General features: G+C 71.9%; 17 protein-coding genes. 8 read left to right on the top strand and 9 right to left on the bottom strand.

Going from position 1 to position 18,024, the window contains the following annotated elements; all coding sequences use genetic code 11:
• Window positions 1-217 precede the first annotated feature (217 nt).
• From MKK60_RS26565 to MKK60_RS26555, 3 genes are all read left to right on the top strand, one after another.
• Window positions 218-1,588 (top strand): glutamate--cysteine ligase, encoded by a 1,371-nt coding sequence (locus MKK60_RS26565; RefSeq protein WP_243989108.1) that lies wholly within the window; start codon window positions 218-220, stop codon window positions 1,586-1,588.
• 131 nt (window positions 1,589-1,719) lie between these two features.
• Window positions 1,720-1,995 carry a sulfurtransferase TusA family protein gene (locus tag MKK60_RS26560; RefSeq protein ID WP_243989107.1) on the top strand — a complete coding sequence of 92 codons (276 nt, stop codon included), beginning with the start codon at window positions 1,720-1,722 and terminating at the stop codon, window positions 1,993-1,995.
• Between the two features lie 55 nt (window positions 1,996-2,050).
• A complete protein-coding gene (locus tag MKK60_RS26555; RefSeq protein WP_147844208.1) occupies window positions 2,051-2,623 on the top strand; it encodes an NUDIX domain-containing protein in 573 nt (190 codons plus the stop codon).
• Window positions 2,624-2,648: 25 nt separating this feature from the next.
• On the opposite strand, the gene MKK60_RS26550 is transcribed toward MKK60_RS26555, so the two are convergent.
• The 5 genes from MKK60_RS26550 to selD all read right to left on the bottom strand — a co-directional run bounded on the left by MKK60_RS26550 (window position 2,649) and on the right by selD (window position 9,733).
• Entirely contained in the window at window positions 2,649-3,581 is a 933-nt protein-coding gene (locus tag MKK60_RS26550; RefSeq protein WP_243989106.1) for a WecB/TagA/CpsF family glycosyltransferase, read from the bottom strand.
• Entirely contained in the window at window positions 3,574-5,058 is a 1,485-nt protein-coding gene (locus MKK60_RS26545) for a GumC family protein (protein ID WP_147844207.1), read from the bottom strand. The genes MKK60_RS26550 and MKK60_RS26545 overlap by 8 nt, the downstream gene beginning before the upstream one ends.
• Window positions 5,059-5,320: 262 nt before the next feature.
• Window positions 5,321-6,421, bottom strand: coding sequence for a glycosyltransferase (locus MKK60_RS26540; protein ID WP_243989105.1), 1,101 nt, complete (start codon window positions 6,419-6,421; stop codon window positions 5,321-5,323).
• The gene (locus tag MKK60_RS26535; RefSeq protein ID WP_243989104.1) at window positions 6,421-8,598 is read right to left on the bottom strand and encodes a glycosyltransferase; all 2,178 of its coding nucleotides are present in this window, start codon (window positions 8,596-8,598) and stop codon (window positions 6,421-6,423) included. The genes MKK60_RS26540 and MKK60_RS26535 overlap by 1 nt, the downstream gene beginning before the upstream one ends.
• An 85-nt stretch (window positions 8,599-8,683) precedes the next feature.
• On the bottom strand, window positions 8,684-9,733 hold the full coding sequence (gene selD, locus MKK60_RS26530; protein ID WP_243989103.1) for a selenide, water dikinase SelD: 1,050 nt from the start codon (window positions 9,731-9,733) through the stop codon (window positions 8,684-8,686).
• A 159-nt stretch (window positions 9,734-9,892) separates the two neighbouring features.
• Between selD and moaB the strand changes: the two genes are divergently transcribed.
• Entirely contained in the window at window positions 9,893-10,447 is a 555-nt protein-coding gene (gene moaB, locus MKK60_RS26525) for a molybdenum cofactor biosynthesis protein B (protein ID WP_147729372.1), read from the top strand.
• Window positions 10,448-10,450: 3 nt separating this feature from the next.
• On the opposite strand, the gene MKK60_RS26520 is transcribed toward moaB, so the two are convergent.
• Window positions 10,451-10,969 (bottom strand): hypothetical protein, encoded by a 519-nt coding sequence (locus MKK60_RS26520; protein ID WP_147844223.1) that lies wholly within the window; start codon window positions 10,967-10,969, stop codon window positions 10,451-10,453.
• A 174-nt stretch (window positions 10,970-11,143) separates the two neighbouring features.
• Here MKK60_RS26520 and MKK60_RS26515 point away from each other — a divergent pair, with 174 nt between their 5' ends.
• Window positions 11,144-12,256, top strand: a complete 1,113-nt coding sequence (locus MKK60_RS26515; RefSeq protein ID WP_243989102.1) for a PA0069 family radical SAM protein — start codon at window positions 11,144-11,146, stop codon at window positions 12,254-12,256.
• A 102-nt stretch (window positions 12,257-12,358) separates the two neighbouring features.
• On the opposite strand, the gene MKK60_RS26510 is transcribed toward MKK60_RS26515, so the two are convergent.
• The 3 genes from MKK60_RS26510 to MKK60_RS26500 all read right to left on the bottom strand — a co-directional run bounded on the left by MKK60_RS26510 (window position 12,359) and on the right by MKK60_RS26500 (window position 14,970).
• Window positions 12,359-12,985, bottom strand: coding sequence for a ribonuclease HII (locus MKK60_RS26510; RefSeq protein WP_409567459.1), 627 nt, complete (start codon window positions 12,983-12,985; stop codon window positions 12,359-12,361).
• A 78-nt stretch (window positions 12,986-13,063) separates the two neighbouring features.
• Window positions 13,064-14,134 carry a glycosyltransferase family 4 protein gene (locus MKK60_RS26505; protein WP_243989100.1) on the bottom strand — a complete coding sequence of 357 codons (1,071 nt, stop codon included), beginning with the start codon at window positions 14,132-14,134 and terminating at the stop codon, window positions 13,064-13,066.
• Window positions 14,131-14,970 carry a UDP-2,3-diacylglucosamine diphosphatase gene (locus MKK60_RS26500; protein WP_279604263.1) on the bottom strand — a complete coding sequence of 280 codons (840 nt, stop codon included), beginning with the start codon at window positions 14,968-14,970 and terminating at the stop codon, window positions 14,131-14,133. Before MKK60_RS26500 ends, MKK60_RS26505 begins: the two co-directional genes overlap by 4 nt.
• 45 nt (window positions 14,971-15,015) lie before the next feature.
• On the opposite strand from MKK60_RS26500, the gene MKK60_RS26495 reads away from it, so the two are divergent.
• The 3 genes from MKK60_RS26495 to MKK60_RS26485 all read left to right on the top strand — a co-directional run bounded on the left by MKK60_RS26495 (window position 15,016) and on the right by MKK60_RS26485 (window position 17,934).
• Window positions 15,016-15,243 (top strand): hypothetical protein, encoded by a 228-nt coding sequence (locus tag MKK60_RS26495; RefSeq protein ID WP_243989098.1) that lies wholly within the window; start codon window positions 15,016-15,018, stop codon window positions 15,241-15,243.
• Window positions 15,244-15,642: 399 nt separating this feature from the next.
• Window positions 15,643-16,851, top strand: coding sequence for an aminotransferase class V-fold PLP-dependent enzyme (locus MKK60_RS26490; protein ID WP_243989097.1), 1,209 nt, complete (start codon window positions 15,643-15,645; stop codon window positions 16,849-16,851).
• A gap of 144 nt (window positions 16,852-16,995) precedes the next feature.
• Window positions 16,996-17,934 (top strand): D-2-hydroxyacid dehydrogenase, encoded by a 939-nt coding sequence (locus tag MKK60_RS26485; protein ID WP_147726357.1) that lies wholly within the window; start codon window positions 16,996-16,998, stop codon window positions 17,932-17,934.
• The last annotated feature ends 90 nt before the right edge of the window (window positions 17,935-18,024 follow it).

Raw genomic sequence — 18,024 nt, 5'->3', positions numbered from 1 at the left:
TCGGCGTGCGCCCGCGCACATCGACCGCGCGCGGCGCCTCCGACGCCCGACGATTGCCGGTCGAAGCGGGGCAGGGGCGCTCAAGGTCGCGTTGTCGGGTCCGGCGCCCTGGATTATGGACGACCCATCCCGGCGACGGGGCACGACCGCATCGCTCTTTTCCAGACGGCCGGCGCGCTTCCCGAGTTCAGCCCATGATTTCACGGCGAGGCAGCGCATGGCGCGCGATACGTCCGACACGACACCGCTCACCACGCGTGTCGAACTGATCGACTGGTTCGCGGCCGGCGAGAAGCCGCGCGAGAGCTTCGCGATCGGCACCGAGCACGAGAAGATTCCCTTCTACGTCGAGACGCGCGAACCGGTGCCGTATGAAGGCGAGCGCGGCATCCGCGCCCTGCTGGAAGGCGTCGGCCGCGAGACCGGCTGGGAGCCGATCCTCGATGCCGGCCACGTCATCGGCCTGTCGGCTGCGGAAGGCGGCGCGATCTCGATCGAGCCCGGCGGGCAGTTCGAACTCTCGGGCGCGCCGGTCGCCGACGTGCACGCCACCGCCCGCGAGCTCGACGAGCACCTGGCCGCGACGAAGCGCGTGGCGGACAGCCTCGGCATCGGCTTCCTCGACCTCGCCATGAGCCCGAAATGGTTGCGGGCCGAGACGCCGGTGATGCCCAAGAGCCGCTACAAGATCATGGCCGGCTACATGCCGAAGGTCGGATCGCTCGGCCTCGACATGATGCTGCGCACCGCCACCGTGCAGGTCAACGTCGACTTCGCGTCGGAAAGCGACATGACGCGGAAGCTCCGCGCCTCGCTCGCGCTGCAGCCGGTCGCGACCGCCCTGTTCGCCAACTCGCCCTTCACCGACGGGCGGCCGAACGGCTTCCTGTCGCGACGCTCCGAGATCTGGCGCGACACCGACGCCGACCGCACCGGGATGCTCAGCTTCGCCTTCGACGCAGGCTTCGGCTACGAGGGCTACGTGGACTGGCTGCTCGACATGCCGATGTACTTCGTCAAGCGCGGCGACACCTACCACGACGTCTCGGGCGCCTCGTTCCGCGACCTGATGGCCGGCAAGCTCGCCCAGTTGCCGGGCGAGTACGCCACGGTCTCCGACTGGGCCAACCACGCCTCCACCGCCTTTCCCGAGGTTCGGCTCAAGCGCTTCCTCGAGATGCGCGGCGCCGATGTCGGCGATGCCGGCATGATCGCGGCGCAGGCCGCGTTCTGGGTCGGCCTGCTCTACGACGAGGCGTCGCTCGATGCCGCCCTCGACCTCGTCTCGGGCTGGAGCGCCACCGACCGGGAGGCCCTGCGCGCCACCGTCCCGCGCCTGGGCCTCGCGACGCCGGTCGCGCGGCGCAGCCTGGGCGCGGTCGCGGCCGAGGCGCTCGCCATCGCGCGGGCCGGCCTCAAGGCACGTGCCCGCCGCGACGGCTCCGGACGGGACGAGACGATCTACCTGCAGCCGCTGGAGGCGATCGTGGCGGCCGGGCGCTCGCATGCCGAGGACCGCCTCGCCGACTACGAGGGATCGTGGAAGCGCTCGGTCGACCCCGCCTTCACCCATTGCCGGTTCCCGTAATCGGGCGGGCGACCCGCACCGCTTCCTCGTCACGCGCTAGGGTCACGGCCGGCCGCTTCGCCCGGCTGACAAGCCGCATCGATTCCGTCTATCGACCCCGGCGACGGCGGCCCCGTCGTCGGGGTTCTCGCATGCCGGACACACCACCGATCGACCTCGATCTCGCCGGCCTCAAGTGCCCGCTTCCGGTGCTGCGGACGCGCAAGGCGCTGCGCCGCCTGCCGCCGGGCACGCTGCTGCGGGTGACCTGCACCGATCCGCTGGCCTGCCTCGACATCCCGAACCTCGTGCGCGAGGAGGGCGACACCGTCGAAGCCTGGGACCGGATCGGCACGGCGACCCGGTTCTCGATCCGCCGCGGCCCCGGCACCTGCCCCGGAGACTCCGCGAAGCCGCCTCATTCCTGAACGATCGCCTGCCTAGAACGGCCTCGACGCGACTCGGGCAGGAAGATCCACAGGCATGGTACCCATCATCCGCGGGACACGCCTCGTTCATGACGGCTGGGCCCGGTTCCTCGTCGCCGAGGTGACGATGCCGGACGGCACCCGCATCACCCGCGAGATCGAGGATCACGGTCGCGCGGTGGCGGTGCTGCCCTACGATCCGACGCGCCGCGTCGCGCTCCTGGTCTCGCAGTTCCGCGCCCCGGTGTTCTTCGCCGAGGGCCCGCTGGACATGCTCGAGACCCCGGCGGGCATCCTCGACGAGGGCGACCCGGAGGACGGCGCCCGCCGCGAAGCCTACGAGGAGACCGGCGTCGACCTGAACGTGCTCGAGCGGGTGGTCAGCGCCTGGACCGCGCCGGGCATCTCGACCGAGCGGATGGACCTGTTCCTCGCCCCCTTCGGCGCGGCCGACCGGTCGGGACCGGGCGGCGGGCTCGCCGAGGAGAACGAGGCGATCACCGTCCACGAGGTGGCGCTCGACGACCTCGCCCGCCGCAGCGACGCCGGCGAGATCGCGGACATGAAGACGCTGACCCTGGTCTTCGCGCTGCGCCTGCGGCACCCGCACCTGTTCGCGTCCGCCTGAACCCGCGGAGCCGCGAAGCGGCGCGTCAGGCCGCGTCCCGGTTCCCGATCTCGCCGCGCAGGAGCGCGAGGAAGCGCCACGACCGCACGAAATAGCGCCGAAACAGCCGTCGCGGCGCGAAGGCGAACCGGAACGCCCATTCGAGCCCGGCACGCTGCAGCATCACCGGCGCCCGCGGCACCAGCCCGGCGGCGACGTTGACCGCCTCGCCCACCGCCAGCACGAGCGGCGTGCCGAGGGCCGAACCCTGGTGCGTCACCCAGATCTCCGAGCGCGGCGCGCCGACGCCCATGACCAGCAGGGTGGTGCCGTGCTCGCGAATGCGAGCCGACAGCGCGCGGCCGTACTCCGCGTCGTCGTCGAAGCCGAAGGGCGGCACGCAGGTCGCGACGGCATCCGCGTCATAGCCGGACCGCTTGAGCCGGTCGCGGATCGCCTCGGCGACCGCGTCCCGCGAGCAGACGAGGAAGACGCGGCGGCCTTCGACCGGCCGGGCGAACAACGCGTGCGCGAGGAGGTCGTGTCCGGTGACGCGGGCGGCCGGCTGGCCGCGCAGCCGCGCGAGCCAGACCAGCGGCGTGCCGTCCAGCGTCCGCGCGACGGCGCCGGCATAGGCCTGCCGGAAGGCGGCGTTCTCCGAGAGCAGGACGATGTGGTCGATGTTGGCGGTGACGACGAGGCGCGGCCCGGCCGACGGCTGCATCGCCGAGGCGGCGAGGATCCCGGCTGCGGGACCGGCGGCGAAGTCGTGGCCGAACATCCGCACGCGCCAGGCGCTGCCGGCCTCGCTGCGGCGATCTAAGGGGGTTTCCGGCGTGGCGCCGGCCGCATGACCGGGTTCGAGGCGAGGGCTCGTCCCGCGGACGGCCCGGGGCCGCGGCATCGCGGGGTGAATGGCGAAGCCGGCGACCTTCACCGCGCCGTCGTCCTCGGCCTGCGCCTGTCCCGCCTCAAGCATCGGCAGCTCGGAAGCTCCGGGGCGGCACGGTCGCGGCGCGGCGCTCGTTGCGGTCGTTGCGACGGTCGCGGGCGGCGCCGAGCGACAGCGCGATGGCCACGCCCAGCATCATCCCGACGAGCAGGGCCAGCGGCAGCACCACCTTGGGCGAGGGCGGCCAGGTCCGGGTGCGGGCGGGGACCGCCGGCGAGATGATGCGGACGTTGATGCTGTTCAGGCGCTCCTGCTCGCTCGCCTCGCGCGAACGGCGGAGATAGGTCTCGTACACGCCGCGGCGGGATTCGAGCGTCCGCTCCAGCTCGCGCAGGCCGACATTGGCGCGATCGCTGGTGACGGTCTCCGCCTTGGCCCGGTCGAGGCTCTTGCGGATCGCCGTTTCGCTCGCCGCCGCGCGATCGTAGTCCTTCTGCGTCGTCTCGATGATCCGCTCCTTCTCGCGCTGGATCAGGCGCTGGAGGTCGCGCTGCTGGGCGTACTGTTCGGCCATCGCCGGGTGGCGCTCGCCGAGGCGGGTCGCGAGCTCGGCGGTGTTGCGCGAGAGCGTCGCGTATTGCTGGCGGAGCGCCTGCATCTCGAGCGATTGCAGCATCTCCGGCAGCGCCGTGCTGGCGTCGCCGGCCTTCATCTTGCGCGCCTGCTCGAGGCGCGAGCGCGATTCCGCGGTCTTGATCTGGGCCGTGACGAGCTGCTGGTTGAGGTCGCCGAGCTGCTGGTCGGTCAGCAGGCGACCGCTCGACGCGACGAGGTTGTTGTCCTCGCGGTACTTCAGGAGCTTGCCCTCGGCGAGCTCGACGTCGCGGCGCAGACTCGACAGGCGGCCGTTGAGGGCGTCCGAGGCGCGGCGAGCGGCCTCGGTGCGGGCGCTGGCCTCCTCGGCGAAGTAGGCGTCGCCGATGGCGTTGGCGATCTTTGCCGCCTTCTCCGGATCGCGCGACTGCACCAGCACGTCGATCACGAAGGTGCGCTCGGCCCGGCGCACGGTCAGCTTGGTCTGCAGGGTGTCGACGGCGACGTTGACCGGGTCGCGGCTGCCGGGCGGCGGCAGCATGCCGAGCGCCGTGCGCAGCCAGACGATCGTCGGGTTGTCGGACTCGGGCTTGGCGAACTCGTCGTCGCGATCGAGGTCGAGCTTCTCGACCGTGCGCCGCAGGACGTTGTCCGACTGGATCACCTTGGTCTGGCTCTCGGCGAGCGACACGCCGCTGTCGGCCTGAGGCGTGCGGGCGCTGACGTCGTTGTCGACGACGCGGAGATCGGAGGGATCGACCAGGATCTGGATGCTGGAGGTGTAGACCGGGGTCAGCAGCCCGAGCAGCGCGACGGCGGCGGCGACCATGAACAGGCCGCCCAGCACGATGAAGCTCGCTCCGCGCCACAGGCGGCGGAGGATCGTGCCCGTGTCGGCCCGATCGGAGAAGCGCGGCGGCAGCGTCACCTCCACGGGCTCGCCGCGGACGGGGGTCGAGAAATCGAACATCGGTCTCTGTCCCTCACCTGCCCGACGGTTTCCAGGAACGATCCCGTTTCGGAGCGTTCCCGTGCCACCTTGAACCGGAAGCGCCCGGCGATGGCGGTGTTCGATGACGTCTCCGCAATCTGCGGACCGCAGGTTGCGCTCTCTGGTTGCCGCAAAATCTTTCCCAATGCCTTGGAAACAGGGGCGAACAGCATCTCTTCAAGACGAGACAGCGTGACATGCTTAACGATCCGCCGGCGCGACGTTCAATACGTAGTCCGCCTCACCGCTTGGGGATAACCGGATCGGGCGCGACCCCATCGGGCGCGACGAGGTTGTCTGGCCCGTAGGCCGACACGCCCTCGGCGAGGTAGCCGCGGAACGCCTCCGCGTCGCGCGCCGCCAAGCGATTCCATCGTGCGACGTTTGCCCGCGCGTCGGCCGCGGCTTCCGCCAAGCGGCCGGACCGGACGGCCTGGATCAGCGCCGAGGCGGCGCCCTCGGGATCGCCCGGGCGGAGGAACAGGCCGGATTCGCCGAGCACCTCGCGGAACACCGCGTCGTCGGGGGCGACCACCGGCAGGCCGCCATGCTGGATCTCGAGCAGGGGCAGGCCGAGGCCTTCGGCCTTCGAAGTCGAGAGCAGAAGGTGGGCGCTGGCGGCGAGGGTGCGCAGCGCATCGTCGCCGACGTAGCCGTGCCAGGTGAGGAAGGGCGGCGGATCGTCGAGGAAGGCGTGCCGGCCCCAGCCGAGGCGGCCGACGATGTGCAGCTCGGCCGGCACGCCGGCGCGGTTCAGAGCCGCCGCGAGCGCGATCGCCGCCGGGTAATCCTTGCGCGGCTCGATCGTGCCGATCGCCAGCATGCGCAACGGCGCCTCGGGCCGGTAGGCGGCGGGGCCGGGGAGCCCGTCGAGGCCGAACACGTCGCGCACCGCCGGCCGCAGCAGGGCGACGAGGGCGTCGTCGGCGCAGTGGCGGCGCAAATCCGCGCCGGTCTTGCGCGAGATCACCAGGAAGCGCCGACCCCAGCGCATCGCGTAGCGGAACGCCGGCGCCATGTAGAGCCGGCTCTTCCAGGCGAGATCCTCCGGCCGGTCGAGGAGGAAGGTGTCGTAGACGCAGAGGATGCAGCGCTCCGCGAACGGCGCCATCAGCGGGCCGGGGGGAAAGCCGGCCATCACGAACTGCGCCTCGGGCTCCCGCGCCGCGCGAAGCGGCAGGCCGAGCTGCTGCGCGAGGATCATCCCCGGGATGCTGCGGCTGCGCAGGGGCCGGACCGCGCCGCCGAGCATCGCCGGCGTGAACTGGTCGAGCGCCACCCGCTCGATGCCGGTGACGTGGCCGCGGACATGGGTCTGGTCGAGGTAGATCGGGCCGCGCATCACCGGGCTCCGCCGAGCGATCGAAGCCGGACGGCCCAATACAGGCCGCGCCGCGCCCAGGGCGGCAGGCGGCGCCCGAGCAGGCGCTGCTTGGCGCGGCGCAGCCCGCGGACGAGCGGGTTGGACGGCGCGGCGACGAGGCCGGTCGCGGCCGCAGCCGGGATCGCGGCGAACGGAAAATGGCCGAGCAGTGCCGGCGCGAAGCGCAGGCGGCCCCCGTCCGGCGGCAACAGGCCGCGCTCGCGAAACACCCGGTCGAGCGAGATCGCGCAGGAAGCCGGGCTGAACCGGCTTTCCAAGGCGATCCGCGCGAAGGCGCCGAGCCGGGCGAGCGCCGGCCGATCGGCGACGAGCTCGACGAGGGCATCGCCCAGCGCGCCGGGCTCGACCGGGACGAGCCGCCCGGAGACGCCGTCGATCACCGAGCTGGTCAGGCCGGCGGTGCGATAGGCCAGCGTCGGCGTTCCGCACAGGCCGGCCTCGATCGGCGTCTGCCCCAGCGTCTCGAGCCGGCTCGCCGTGACGTGCAGGTCGCAGGCGCCGTACCAGGCGGCCAGGTGCGCCTCGTCGGCGATCAGCCCGGGCGCGAACAGGTTCGGCAGGGCGAGGCGCGCGGGATGGTCGAGCCGGCCGATCGCGACGAAGCCGACGCCGGGACCGGCGACGCGGCGCAGAGCGTCAGCGAGATCGCCGACGTTCTTGTCCGGTCCGTCGAGTACCACCGCCGAGACCAGGATCAGCAGGTCGTCGGCGGGAAGCCCGAGTCTGCGGCGCAGGGCCGAACGATCGCGGGACCGGAAGACGCTCGTCGGAAAGGCCAGCGCCAGGGGCGCGACCACGGCGCCCGGCGGCGCGAGCGCCCGGGCGCGCGACGCCGTCCAGGCCGAGTTGGCGAGCAGGATCGGACCGTCCCGCCGGGCGAGCACCGCACGCTTGCCGGCCTGCGCGCCGGCGATGCGATGCCGGCCGAGCTGCGGATACTCGTCCGGCGTCGGGCAGGCGGCGTCGCAGCCGACGGTCTCGATCCGGGCACAGCCGCGGGGGTGGGCGCAGCGGCCGGTCAGCGGGAACAGGTCGTGCAGGACGAGCGCGACGGGCCGCTCGGCAGCGAGGCGCCCGGCGACGGCGAGGCTTCGGGTGGCGCCGTGCAGGTTTCCGGCGAGCACGAGGTCGTGGTCGCCGGCGCGGATCGCGGCTTCGGCGACGGGAAACGCATCGATCCATTCCGCCGCGGCGGGCGGCGATTCGTCCGCGAGCACGAACTCCGCGACGCGGTGCCCGGCGAGCCGCAGCGCCTCGCCGATGCGCCGATGCGCGATCCCGGCACCGCCGGCATGCCCCGTGCCGGTGAGCGAGGCGATCGAGAGGGAAGCGGCAGCACTCTTCCCTCCGCCCTTGGCGGGGGAGGGTACCCTGCGGAGCAGGGGGGGAGAGGGGCGCGACGGTGCCGGATACGGCGCTCCCCTCTCCCGACCCTCGCTGACCCGAGGCCCACCCTCCTCCGCGAAGGGGGGAGTGGAAGACGCGGATGGACTTGAATCCGTTGCGTGAATCGTCCGCTCGCGCTGCAGCAGGACGGGCCGGCCGATGCGGGTGACGCCGGCCTCCGTCCGCACGGCTGCCGACCAAGCGCGTGCGGTCCACTCGGCGTCGACCGGATCGAAGCTGCCCAGCATGCCGAGCGCGGCACGCCGCCACAGAACTTCGCCGCCGGTGAAGACGGCGTCCGGCGCGGCGTCATCCCCCGCCGACGAGGGCAGGTCGAGGCCGGTCACCGCGTCGTCGAACAGCACCCGAAGCCCCGCCACCGCATCCGCCCCCGAGAGGACCGCGTCGAGAACGAGGGCGGCGAGCGCGCCGGGCGCCAGGAGATCGCCCGCCCGCAGGACCAGGACGAAATCGACCCCGTCGTCGGCGAGGATCGCGGCGGGCGACGGCGATCCCGGCGGCACGACGTCGTGCCGGCATTCCGGGTAGTCCTGCCGGGCGACCGAGGCGATGCTGTCCGCCAGACGCGGCGCATCGCCGGAGGCGACGGTGAGCACGCGCAGCCGCGGCCACGGGCGTCCGTCCGGCAAGGCGTCCGGGCGCGCGAGCGCGATGGCGGATCGGCCATAGGGCCAATCCGCGACGCCGTGGGCGGTTTCGAGATCCGGGTCGTAGGGAACGTCGGTCACGACGGGGGCGGGCGGCTCTGCGCGACGCATCGCGGGGCCGCGATGATGCCGGAGGATTGGTTTCGATCGCCTTCCGGCCCTGGGATCAGCCGGCGACGCTAATTCCCGCCGCGCCCGCCTCCGCCCGCCCGACGATCGCCGCCGTCGGATGCCCGGCGGCGCGGATGCGGGCGAGGATCGCGTCTGCGCGCTCGGGGGCGCAGGCGACGAGCAGGCCGCCCGAGGTCTGCGGATCGGTAAGCAGGTGCCGCGCCCATTCGGGGAAGCCGTCCTCCAGCGCGACCTCGCCGCCGAACGCGGTCCAGTTGCGGTGGGACGCGCCGGTAACGAAGCCGTCCCGGGCGAGCGTTTCGGCCGAGGGCAGCAGCGGCACGGACGGCCAGTCGATCACGAGGCGGCAGCCGGCGCCGCGCGCGAACTCGAGGCCGTGCCCGAGCAGGCCGAAGCCGGTGACGTCGGTGATGGCGTGCACGTCCGGGTCGGCGGCCAGCTCGGTGCCGACCTTGTTCAGCAGCGTCGTCGTCGCGACGAACGCGGCGTAGCCGCCCTCCGGCAGGGCGTCGCGCTTGATCGCGGCGGAATAGACGCCGACGCCGAGGGGTTTGGTCAGGATCAGCGCGTCGCCGACCCGCGCGTCGGCGTTGCGGCGCACGTCCTCGCGGCGGCAGGTGCCGATCACCGCCAGGCCGTAGATCGGCTCCGGCGTGTCGATCGAGTGCCCGCCGGCGATCGGGATGCCGGCCTCGGCGCAGGTCGCCGCGCCGCCCTTCAGGATCTCGGCGACGATCTCGGGCGCGATCTTGCCGACCGGCATCCCGAGGATGGCCAGCGCCATGATCGGGCGGCCGCCCATGGCGTAGACGTCGGAGATCGCGTTGGTGGCGGCGATCCGGCCGAAATCGCGTGGGTCGTCGACCATCGGCGTGAAGAAGTCGGTGGTGGCGATGACGCAGGTGCCGTCGTCGAGCGCCCAGACCGCGGCGTCGTCGGCGGTCTCGTTGCCGACGAGCAGGCGCTCGAACGGGCCGGCGATCGGCTGGTCGGCGAGCAGCGACCGCAGGATCGCCGGGTCGAGCTTGCAGCCGCAGCCGCCGCCGTGGGCGAGGCTGGTGAGGCGGACGGGGGTCGCATCCATGAGGGCACCGCGCGTTCGAACGGACAGGGGTCGCTGGTCGGTGCCGATACCATGGATCGCGGGTTCGGCGCGCCTCGGCCCGCGCGCCGCACGCCGGGAAGGATGGGACAATCGCGAGCGGGCGCCCATATTCCGGTCGTTCAACCCGGAGACGGCCCGATGCCCGATACGCCCGCCCGCAGCTTCGTCCCCCTGTCGATCGCGGTGCTGACCGTCTCGGACACGCGCCGGCCGGAGGACGACCGCTCCGGCGACACCCTGGTGCAGCGGCTGACCGAGGCCGGCCACAGGCTCGCGGCACGCGCGATCGTGCCGGACGAGGCGACGGCGATCCGCGGGACGGTCGAGGGCTGGACGCGCGATCCCGGAATCGACGTGGTGATCACCACCGGCGGCACCGGCTTCACCGGCCGCGACGTCACGCCCGAGGCGCTGGAGCCGCTGTTCGAGAAGCGCATGGACGGCTTCTCGGCGGTGTTCCACCGCATCTCCTACGACAAGATCGGCACCTCGACGCTGCAGTCGCGGGCGACGGCCGGGGTCGCCAACGCCACCTACGTCTTCGTGCTGCCGGGCTCGCCGGGTGCCTGCCGCGACGCCTGGGACGGGATCCTGGTCAGCCAGCTCGACTACCGGCACCGCCCCTGCAACTTCGTCGAGATCATGCCGCGCCTGGACGAGCACCTGCGGCGGGGCGCCTCGCTCACGGCCTGAGGATCACATCCGGTCGATCCGCGCGATCAGGCGCCGCGGCACCAGCCGCGGGGCGAAGGTTCCGATCTCGGTGAGGCGATCGCGGCGGACGAGGTCGCCGGGCCGCGCCGCACCCGCGCCGAGCAGCGCCTCGGCCCGAATGGCCAGCCGCGTCGCCAGCCCGGCATGCGGGCGGGACAATCGCCCCAGGGCGTCGGCCGGCGCTGTGCCGACGAAGCGGTCGAGGGTGCGGATCCAGCCGTCGCCGGGCACGTCGCCCGCCTCCAGGCACAGCACCCAGTCGCGGCGCGCGACCGCCGCGCCGGCGAACCACCGGTCCGATCCGCGCGGCGGCACCACCAGGGTCGCGCCGGTCGCGTCGGCGATCGTGTCGACCGCTTCGCCCATCGCGGCGGCGACGATCACGGCGTCGCCCACGAGCCCGGCGGCCACGCCTCCGACGAGGGCGCCCAGGGTGTCGGCCAGACGGTCGATCGCATCGGCGTCGCCGGGGTCGGCGACATGAACCAGGGCGGAGATCATGGCCGCGCATACCGTATTTTCGCCGGGCGCGGGCAGGCCGGCTCGACGCGGCCGCCCAGCGTTGCACCACAGCCACAAAGCCCGAGAAACTGCCTAAAATCGAGGCGTGTCCGGTCGACCTTGTTCCTGTTATGTTCCATGTGAAACACGCTTCTCCGGGGTGCTGCCAGTCCGATGTCCACACCCCGTCCTCCGCTCGGCGCCGAATCCACGCCGCGACGCCGGCTCGCCGCGACGTCGGAAACGCTGCGCGGCCGGGGCGCCACCGCCAACCCGGGCGGGCGCTTCGAGGCGATCCGCCGCGAGGCCGCCGACGACGGCTGGCCGGCGGACGAGCCCGCACCGGCCAGACGCACCGAGGTGACGCTGGAGCGGGCGAGCGGGATCATCTCCCGCAACACCTCGCCCGACATCTCGTTCGACCGCTCGATCAACCCCTATCGCGGCTGCGAGCACGGCTGCGTCTACTGCTTCGCCCGGCCGAACCACGCCTATGCCGGCCTGTCGCCCGGGCTCGACTTCGAGACGAAGCTCTTCGCCAAGCCGGACGCCGCGCGCCTGCTCGAGCGGGAGCTGTCGGCGCCGGGCTACGCGCCGCGGGCCATCGCTCTCGGAACGGCGACCGACCCGTATCAGCCGATCGAGCGCGAGCACCGCATCACCCGGGAGATCCTCGAGGTGCTGGCCCGCCTGCGCCATCCCGTCGGCATCGTGACGAAGTCGAACCTCGTCACCCGCGACATCGACATCCTGGCCGGGATGGCGGAGCGGAACCTCGTGAAGGTGGCGATGTCGGTGACGACCCTCGATCCGGTGCTCGCCCGGAAGATGGAGCCGCGCGCGCCGCATCCGCGCAAGCGCCTGGAGGCGATCCGGGCGCTCAGCCGAGCCGGCGTGCCGGTGATGGTGATCGTCGCGCCGATCATCCCCTCGCTCAACGACCACGAGATCGAGGCGATCCTGACGGAGGCCCGCGCCTGCGGCGCGCAGGAGGCGAACCACGTGCTGCTGCGCCTGCCGCACGAGCTGAAGGACCTCGTCGCCGACTGGTTCGCCGAGCACTATCCCGGGCGGCAGCGCCACGTGTTCTCCCTGGTCGAGCAGGCCCGCGGCGGCCGCGAATACGACGCCACGTTCGGCAAGCGGATGACCGGGGAGGGCGCCTACGCCGACCTGATCGCGACGCGGATGCGGCTGGCCAAGGCGCGTCTCGGCTATGCGCAGACCCGCATCACCCTCGACGCCTCGGCCTTCGCCAAGCCCGGCGAGCAGTTCTCGCTGCTGTGACGGGGGCGAAGGCGGCGATCGAGCAATGCTCCGCGGCGGCAGGACGGCTGAATCGTTTTGGCATCGACGGACGACCTCAGGCATCTCGCAAACGAACGCGACCTAATCGGCGCCCGTGATGTTCGCTCCGCCATCGCCGTACGCCCGCGTGAAACTCAGCCGGTGATGCGGGGTGCGGCCGTGGGTCCTGAGGCCGGCGAGGTGCACCGGGGCGCCGTAGCCGACGTTGCGCTCCCAGCCGTAATGCGGGTGGCGCCGGGCCAGCACCCGCATCAGCGCATCGCGAAACGTCTTGGCGACGATCGAGGCGGCGGCGATCTGCGGCACCGCGCGGTCGCCGCCGACGACCGCACGGCAGGGCTGTGGCAAGCCGGGAACCGCGTCCCGCCCGTCGACCAGCACCGGCGCATCGAGGGCGAGCCGCAGCACCGCCCGGCGCATCGCGTCGAGCGTGGCGACGCGGACGTTGACCCGGTCGATCAATGCCCGGGATCCCGCCGCGACCGCGACGCGGCCCTGCGCGCGGATCAGCGGCGTCAGGATCTCGCGCAGCGGTTCCTTGACCCGCTTGCTGTCGTCGAGGCGGGCGAGCAGGTCCGGCGGGATCGCAATCGGATCGAACCACACCGCCGCGACGACCACCGGGCCGCACAGGGCGCCGCGCCCAACCTCGTCGCAGCCGATGACGGCGGGGTAGTCGGCGGCGCAGGCGGGATCGAAGGGGGGCACGGGGCGGGTCGGGTCCGAAGGGGCGGCGACCCATCGCATTCCTCGGCCGGCCCGTCACCCTCTCAACCCGTCACCTCATCAGCCAAGCAGGGCCGCCTCGGCGCCGGCCGGCACGCGCAGATCGGCCGCCTGGGCGTGGGCGCTCTCGATGTTGCCGAAGAACTGGCGGGCGCTCTCGGCCCAGGTCCGGCGGAGGGCCTCCGCGCGGCATTGCCCGCGCGGAACGGCGAGGGCGGCGAGGCATGCCGCGCGCAGGTCGGCGTCGAGCACCCCGGCCCCGGTCCCGGCGACCACGTCGAGGGGGCCGGTGACCGGGTAGGCCGCCACGGGCAGGCCGCAGGCCATCGCCTCGAGCAGCACGATGCCGAAGGTGTCGGTGAGGCTCGGGAACACGAACACGTCGCTCGCCGCGTAGAGCGCGGACAGCTCCGCGCCGGTGCGGGTGCCGAGGAAGCGGGCCTGCGGGTGGGCGGCCGCGAGCCGGGCGCGGTCGGGCCCGTCGCCGATCACCACCTTGCTGCCCGGCAGGTCGAGACTGAGGAAGGCGGCGACGTTCTTCTCGACCGCGACGCGGCCGACGAAGAGAAAGATCGGGCGCGGCAGCCCCGCGAGCGCAGGGGGAACCTCCGCGGAAGGATCGGCCGGGCGGAACAGGTCGGTGTCGACGCCCCGCGTCCAGCGCATCAGGTTGCGGAAGCCGCGGCCGGCGAGCTCGCGCTCGAGCGAGGCGGTGCTGACCATGGTGCCGCTGGCCGCCCGGTGAAAGCGCCGCAGCCAGGCGTAGCTCCACGCCTCGGGGATCGGCGCCCGGGCGGCGAGATATTCGGGAAACCGCGTGTGGTAGCTCGTGGTGAAGGGGCGGCCCTTCGCGCGGCAGAGCCGCCGCACCGCGTGGCCGATCGTGCCCTCGGTGGCGATGTGGACGTGGGTCGGCTCGATCCGCGCCCAGGCGGCGGCGATGCCGCGCGCGCCCGCCAGCGCCAGCCGGATCTCGGGATAGCCCGGCATCGGCAGCGAGCGGAAGTCGCGCGGGGTCACGAAGAACGGCTCGAAGCCCTGGGCGGGGGCGGCCTCGGCCATGCGCTCGAGCGAGCGCACCACGCCGTTGACCTGCGGCGCCCAGGCATCGGTCGCGACCAGCAGCCTCACGCGACCGCTCGGCGGTCCTGCGCCGGAAGCGCACCGGCGCGCTCGGCCTCCGACGCCTCCGCCGCGCGGGCGCGAAGCACGCTCGGATAATGCAGCACCTCCATGCGGCCGTCGTAATGCTCGACCAGCGCGGTGCAGGATTCGACCCAGTCGCCGGTGTTGAGGTAGCGCAGGCCGTCGATCCGCCGGTCGGCGGCGTGATGGATGTGGCCGCAGATCACCCCGTCGGCACCCTGGCGCCGGGCCTCGTCGGCGAGAAAGGTCTCGAACGCGCCGATGAAGTTGACCGCGTTCTTCACCTTCAGCTTCGCCCAGGCCGAGAGCGACCAGTAGGACAGGCCGAGCCGGCGGCGCAGCTTGTTCAGGCCGGTGTTGACGAACAGCGCGAAGGTGTAGGCGCCGTCGCCGAGATGGGCGAGCCAGCGGGCGTGGCGCACCACCATGTCGAACTGGTCGCCGTGGATCACCAGGTAGCGCCGCCCGTCCGCCGCCTCGTGGATGCGGCTCTCGGCGATCTCGATCCCGCCGAAGGTGGTGCCGATGTAGTCGCGCAGGAACTCGTCGTGGTTGCCCGGCACGTAGACCAGGCTCGAGCCCTTGCGCACCTTGCGCAGGAGCTTCTGCACCACGTCGTTGTGCCCCTGCGGCCAGTACCAGCCCGATCGGAGCTGCCAGCCGTCGACGATGTCACCGACGAGGTAGAGCGTGTCGGCGTCGTAGTCCTTCAGGAAGTCCAGGAGCAGCCCGGCCTGGCAGCCGCGGGTGCCGAGGTGCAGGTCTGAGAGGAACAGGGTGCGGACGCGGGTCGTCCCTTCCATGTCGTCGGCCACGAGCATCTCCCGGCGGTCTTCGGCCGAGCCAAACCGGAAACGCGTCTCAGTTTGATGACGGTGGCGCGCATCCGATGCTGCGATGCAGCAAGCAATGCGAAGATCCTTCGCCGGTTTGCTGCAGTGCACGACAATTTTTTTTCGTCGTCCGGGAAGTTTTTCCAGTTTTGCTTGTGGAGCTTCGGCGTTCATAATGGATTCAAAGCGATCGCCTGCCGTAAGGCCGGCGCCGGCGACGGCCAATGGATCGCCGACCTGGATGGTCGACTTGGATCGTGAACCACTTGGATCGTGAGCCGGGGCGGGACGACGGGGAGGAAGGTGTCGAGGGTCGGCGGAGCGCCGGCGTGCAGGATCCGCATTCTGCGGCTTGCGCGACGGCCACGGCCGACGCATGGAAGACGAGGCTTTTCGGAGGCGACCGGCATGGATCCATGCCGCGACCGCGAGCGGTGCCAGACCGTTCCGCCGCTCCGCATCGCCCGGTGAAGCGACCGACCGACGACGCGGAAGTTCCGCGCGGGACAGCCCTCCCGCGCGCTTCCGGCCGCGCCGGTTCGGCGTCCCCCTCACCAGACCGCCCACGGATCACCACACGCCCATGCGTCGCAAGCCGGCGCATCGTTCCTGACGCCGGCTTGCCGGCCAACGTTTCTTGGTAATCGGAGGACACACCCCATGGCTGCAACGCGGCGCCCCGGACGCAATCACCTCTTCATTCCCGGCCCGACCAACATCCCGGACCGCGTGCTGCGCGCGATGCACGTCCCCTCGGAGGACCACCGCTCGCCCGACTTCCCGGCGCTGGTGAAGCCGCTGTTCCAGGACGCCAAGATGGTGTTCGGCTCCGAGGCGGGCACGATCATCTTCTATCCGTCCTCCGGCACCGGCATCTGGGAATCGGCCCTGGCGAACACGCTCTGCCGCGGCGACAAGGTCCTGACCGCCCGCTACGGCCAGTTCAGCCACCTCTGGGTCGACATGGCCCAGCGCCTCGGCCTCGACGTCATCGTGCAGGACGAGGCCTGGGGCACCGGCGCCGACCCGGAGAAGATCGGCCAGGCGCTGCGCGCCGACACCGAGCACAAGATCAAGGCCGTGATGGTCGTCCACAACGAGACGGCGACCGGCGTCACCAGCGACATCGGCGCGGTCCGCAAGGCGATCGACGCCGCCGGCCACCCGGCGCTGCTGTTCGTCGACGGCATCTCGTCGATCGGCTCGCTGCCGTTCGAGATGGACGCGTGGAAGGTGGATTGCGCCATCGCCGGCTCGCAGAAGGGCTTCATGCTCCCCGCCGGCCTCGGCGTGCTCTGCGCCAGCGCCAAGGCGATCAAGGCCTCCGAAGGCACCGCCGGCGGCAACGACCGCCTCGGACACGTCTACTTCGCCTGGTCCGACCAGCTGAAGCAGAACCCGACCGGCTACTTCCCCTACACCCCGCCGCTTCCGCTGCTCTACGGCCTGCGCGAGGCTCTCGAGTGCATCAAGGAAGAGGGGCTGCAGAACGTCTACCACCGCCATCACGTGCTCGCCGAGGCGACCCGTCAGGCCGTGGTGGCGTGGGGCCTGAAGACCTGCGCCAAGGAGCCCAAGTGGAACTCCGACACGGTGACGGCGATCCTGGCGCCCGAGGGCGTCGATGCGGCCAAGATCATCAAGCACGCCTACGACCGCTACAACCTCTCGCTCGGCGCCGGCCTCAGCCAGGTCGCCGGCAAGGTGTTCCGCATCGGCCACCTCGGTGATCTCAACGAGCTGTCGCTGCTGGGCGCGATCGCCGGCGCCGAGATGGCGATGATCGATTGCGGCGTGCACGTCACCCCGGGCTCGGGCGTCGCCGCCGCGTCGAGCTACCTGCGCGAGCATCCGCTCACCCAGGGCTGACGTTAGGCCGACACCATCGCGCGGGGGCGGCGACGCCCCCGCGCCATCCCGGACGAGAGGGGATCATCTCGAACCGGATCGGGATCGCCGCGACCGGCGCGTCGCGGGCAGGGCCCGATCCGGCCGTCGCATGAAAGGCGTTCCATGACGAAGAAGATCGTATTCCTCGACCGCGAGTCCCTCGACGCCACGGTCCGGCCGTTCAACTTCCCGCACGACTACAAGGAATACGATTCGACCTGGACACCGGAGGAGATCGTCTCCCGGCTCCAGGGCGCCGAGATCGCGCTGATCAACAAGGTGCCGATGCGCGCCGACACGTTGAAGCAGCTGCCCGACCTCAAGCTCATCGCCGTCGCCGCCACCGGCACCGACGTGGTCGACAAGGAGCAGGCGAAGGCGCAAGGCATCACCGTCGTCAACATCCGCAACTACGCCTTCAACACCGTGCCCGAGCACGTCATCGCGCTGATCTTCGCCCTGCGGCGCGCGATCGTGCCCTACGCCAACTCGGTGCGCCGGGGCGATTGGAACAAGTCGACCCAGTTCTGCTACTTCGACTACCCGATCCACGACATCGCCGGCTCGACGCTCGGCATCGTCGGCTACGGCGCGCTCGGCAAGTCGATCGGCAAGCGGGCGGAAGCGCTCGGCATGAAGGTCATCGCCTACGATGTCTTCCCGCAGGAGGGCCTCGTCGACCTCGAGACGATCCTGACCCAGTCCGACGTCATCACGCTGCACGCGCCGCTGACGCCTGAGACCCGGAACATGATCGGCGCCGAGCAGCTGGCGAAGATGAAGAAGCACGCGATCCTCATTAACACCGCCCGCGGCGGGCTGGTGGACGAGGAGGCCCTGGCCGAGGCGCTGAAGGCCGGCACGATCGGCGGCGCCGGCTTCGACGTGGTGGTGCAGGAGCCGCCCAAGAACGGCAACATCCTGTGCGACCTCGACCTGCCGAACCTGATCGTCACGCCGCACGTGGCCTGGGCCAGCAAGGAGGCGATGCAGATCCTGGCCGACCAGCTCGTCGACAACGTCGAGGCCTTCGTCGCCGGCAAGCCGCAGAACGTGGTCTAGGTCGAACTCTCCCTCCCCCCGCTGCGGGGGAGGGTGGGCCTCGCGTCAGCGAGGGTCGGGAGAGGGAAGCCACGTTTCCGAACGTCGCGC

Source organism: Methylobacterium sp. J-092, assembly GCF_022829325.1.
Lineage (GTDB): Bacteria > Pseudomonadota > Alphaproteobacteria > Rhizobiales > Beijerinckiaceae > Methylobacterium.
The sequence above is the reverse complement of the archived record's forward strand: the minus strand, read 5'-3'. Positions and strand labels throughout refer to the sequence as shown.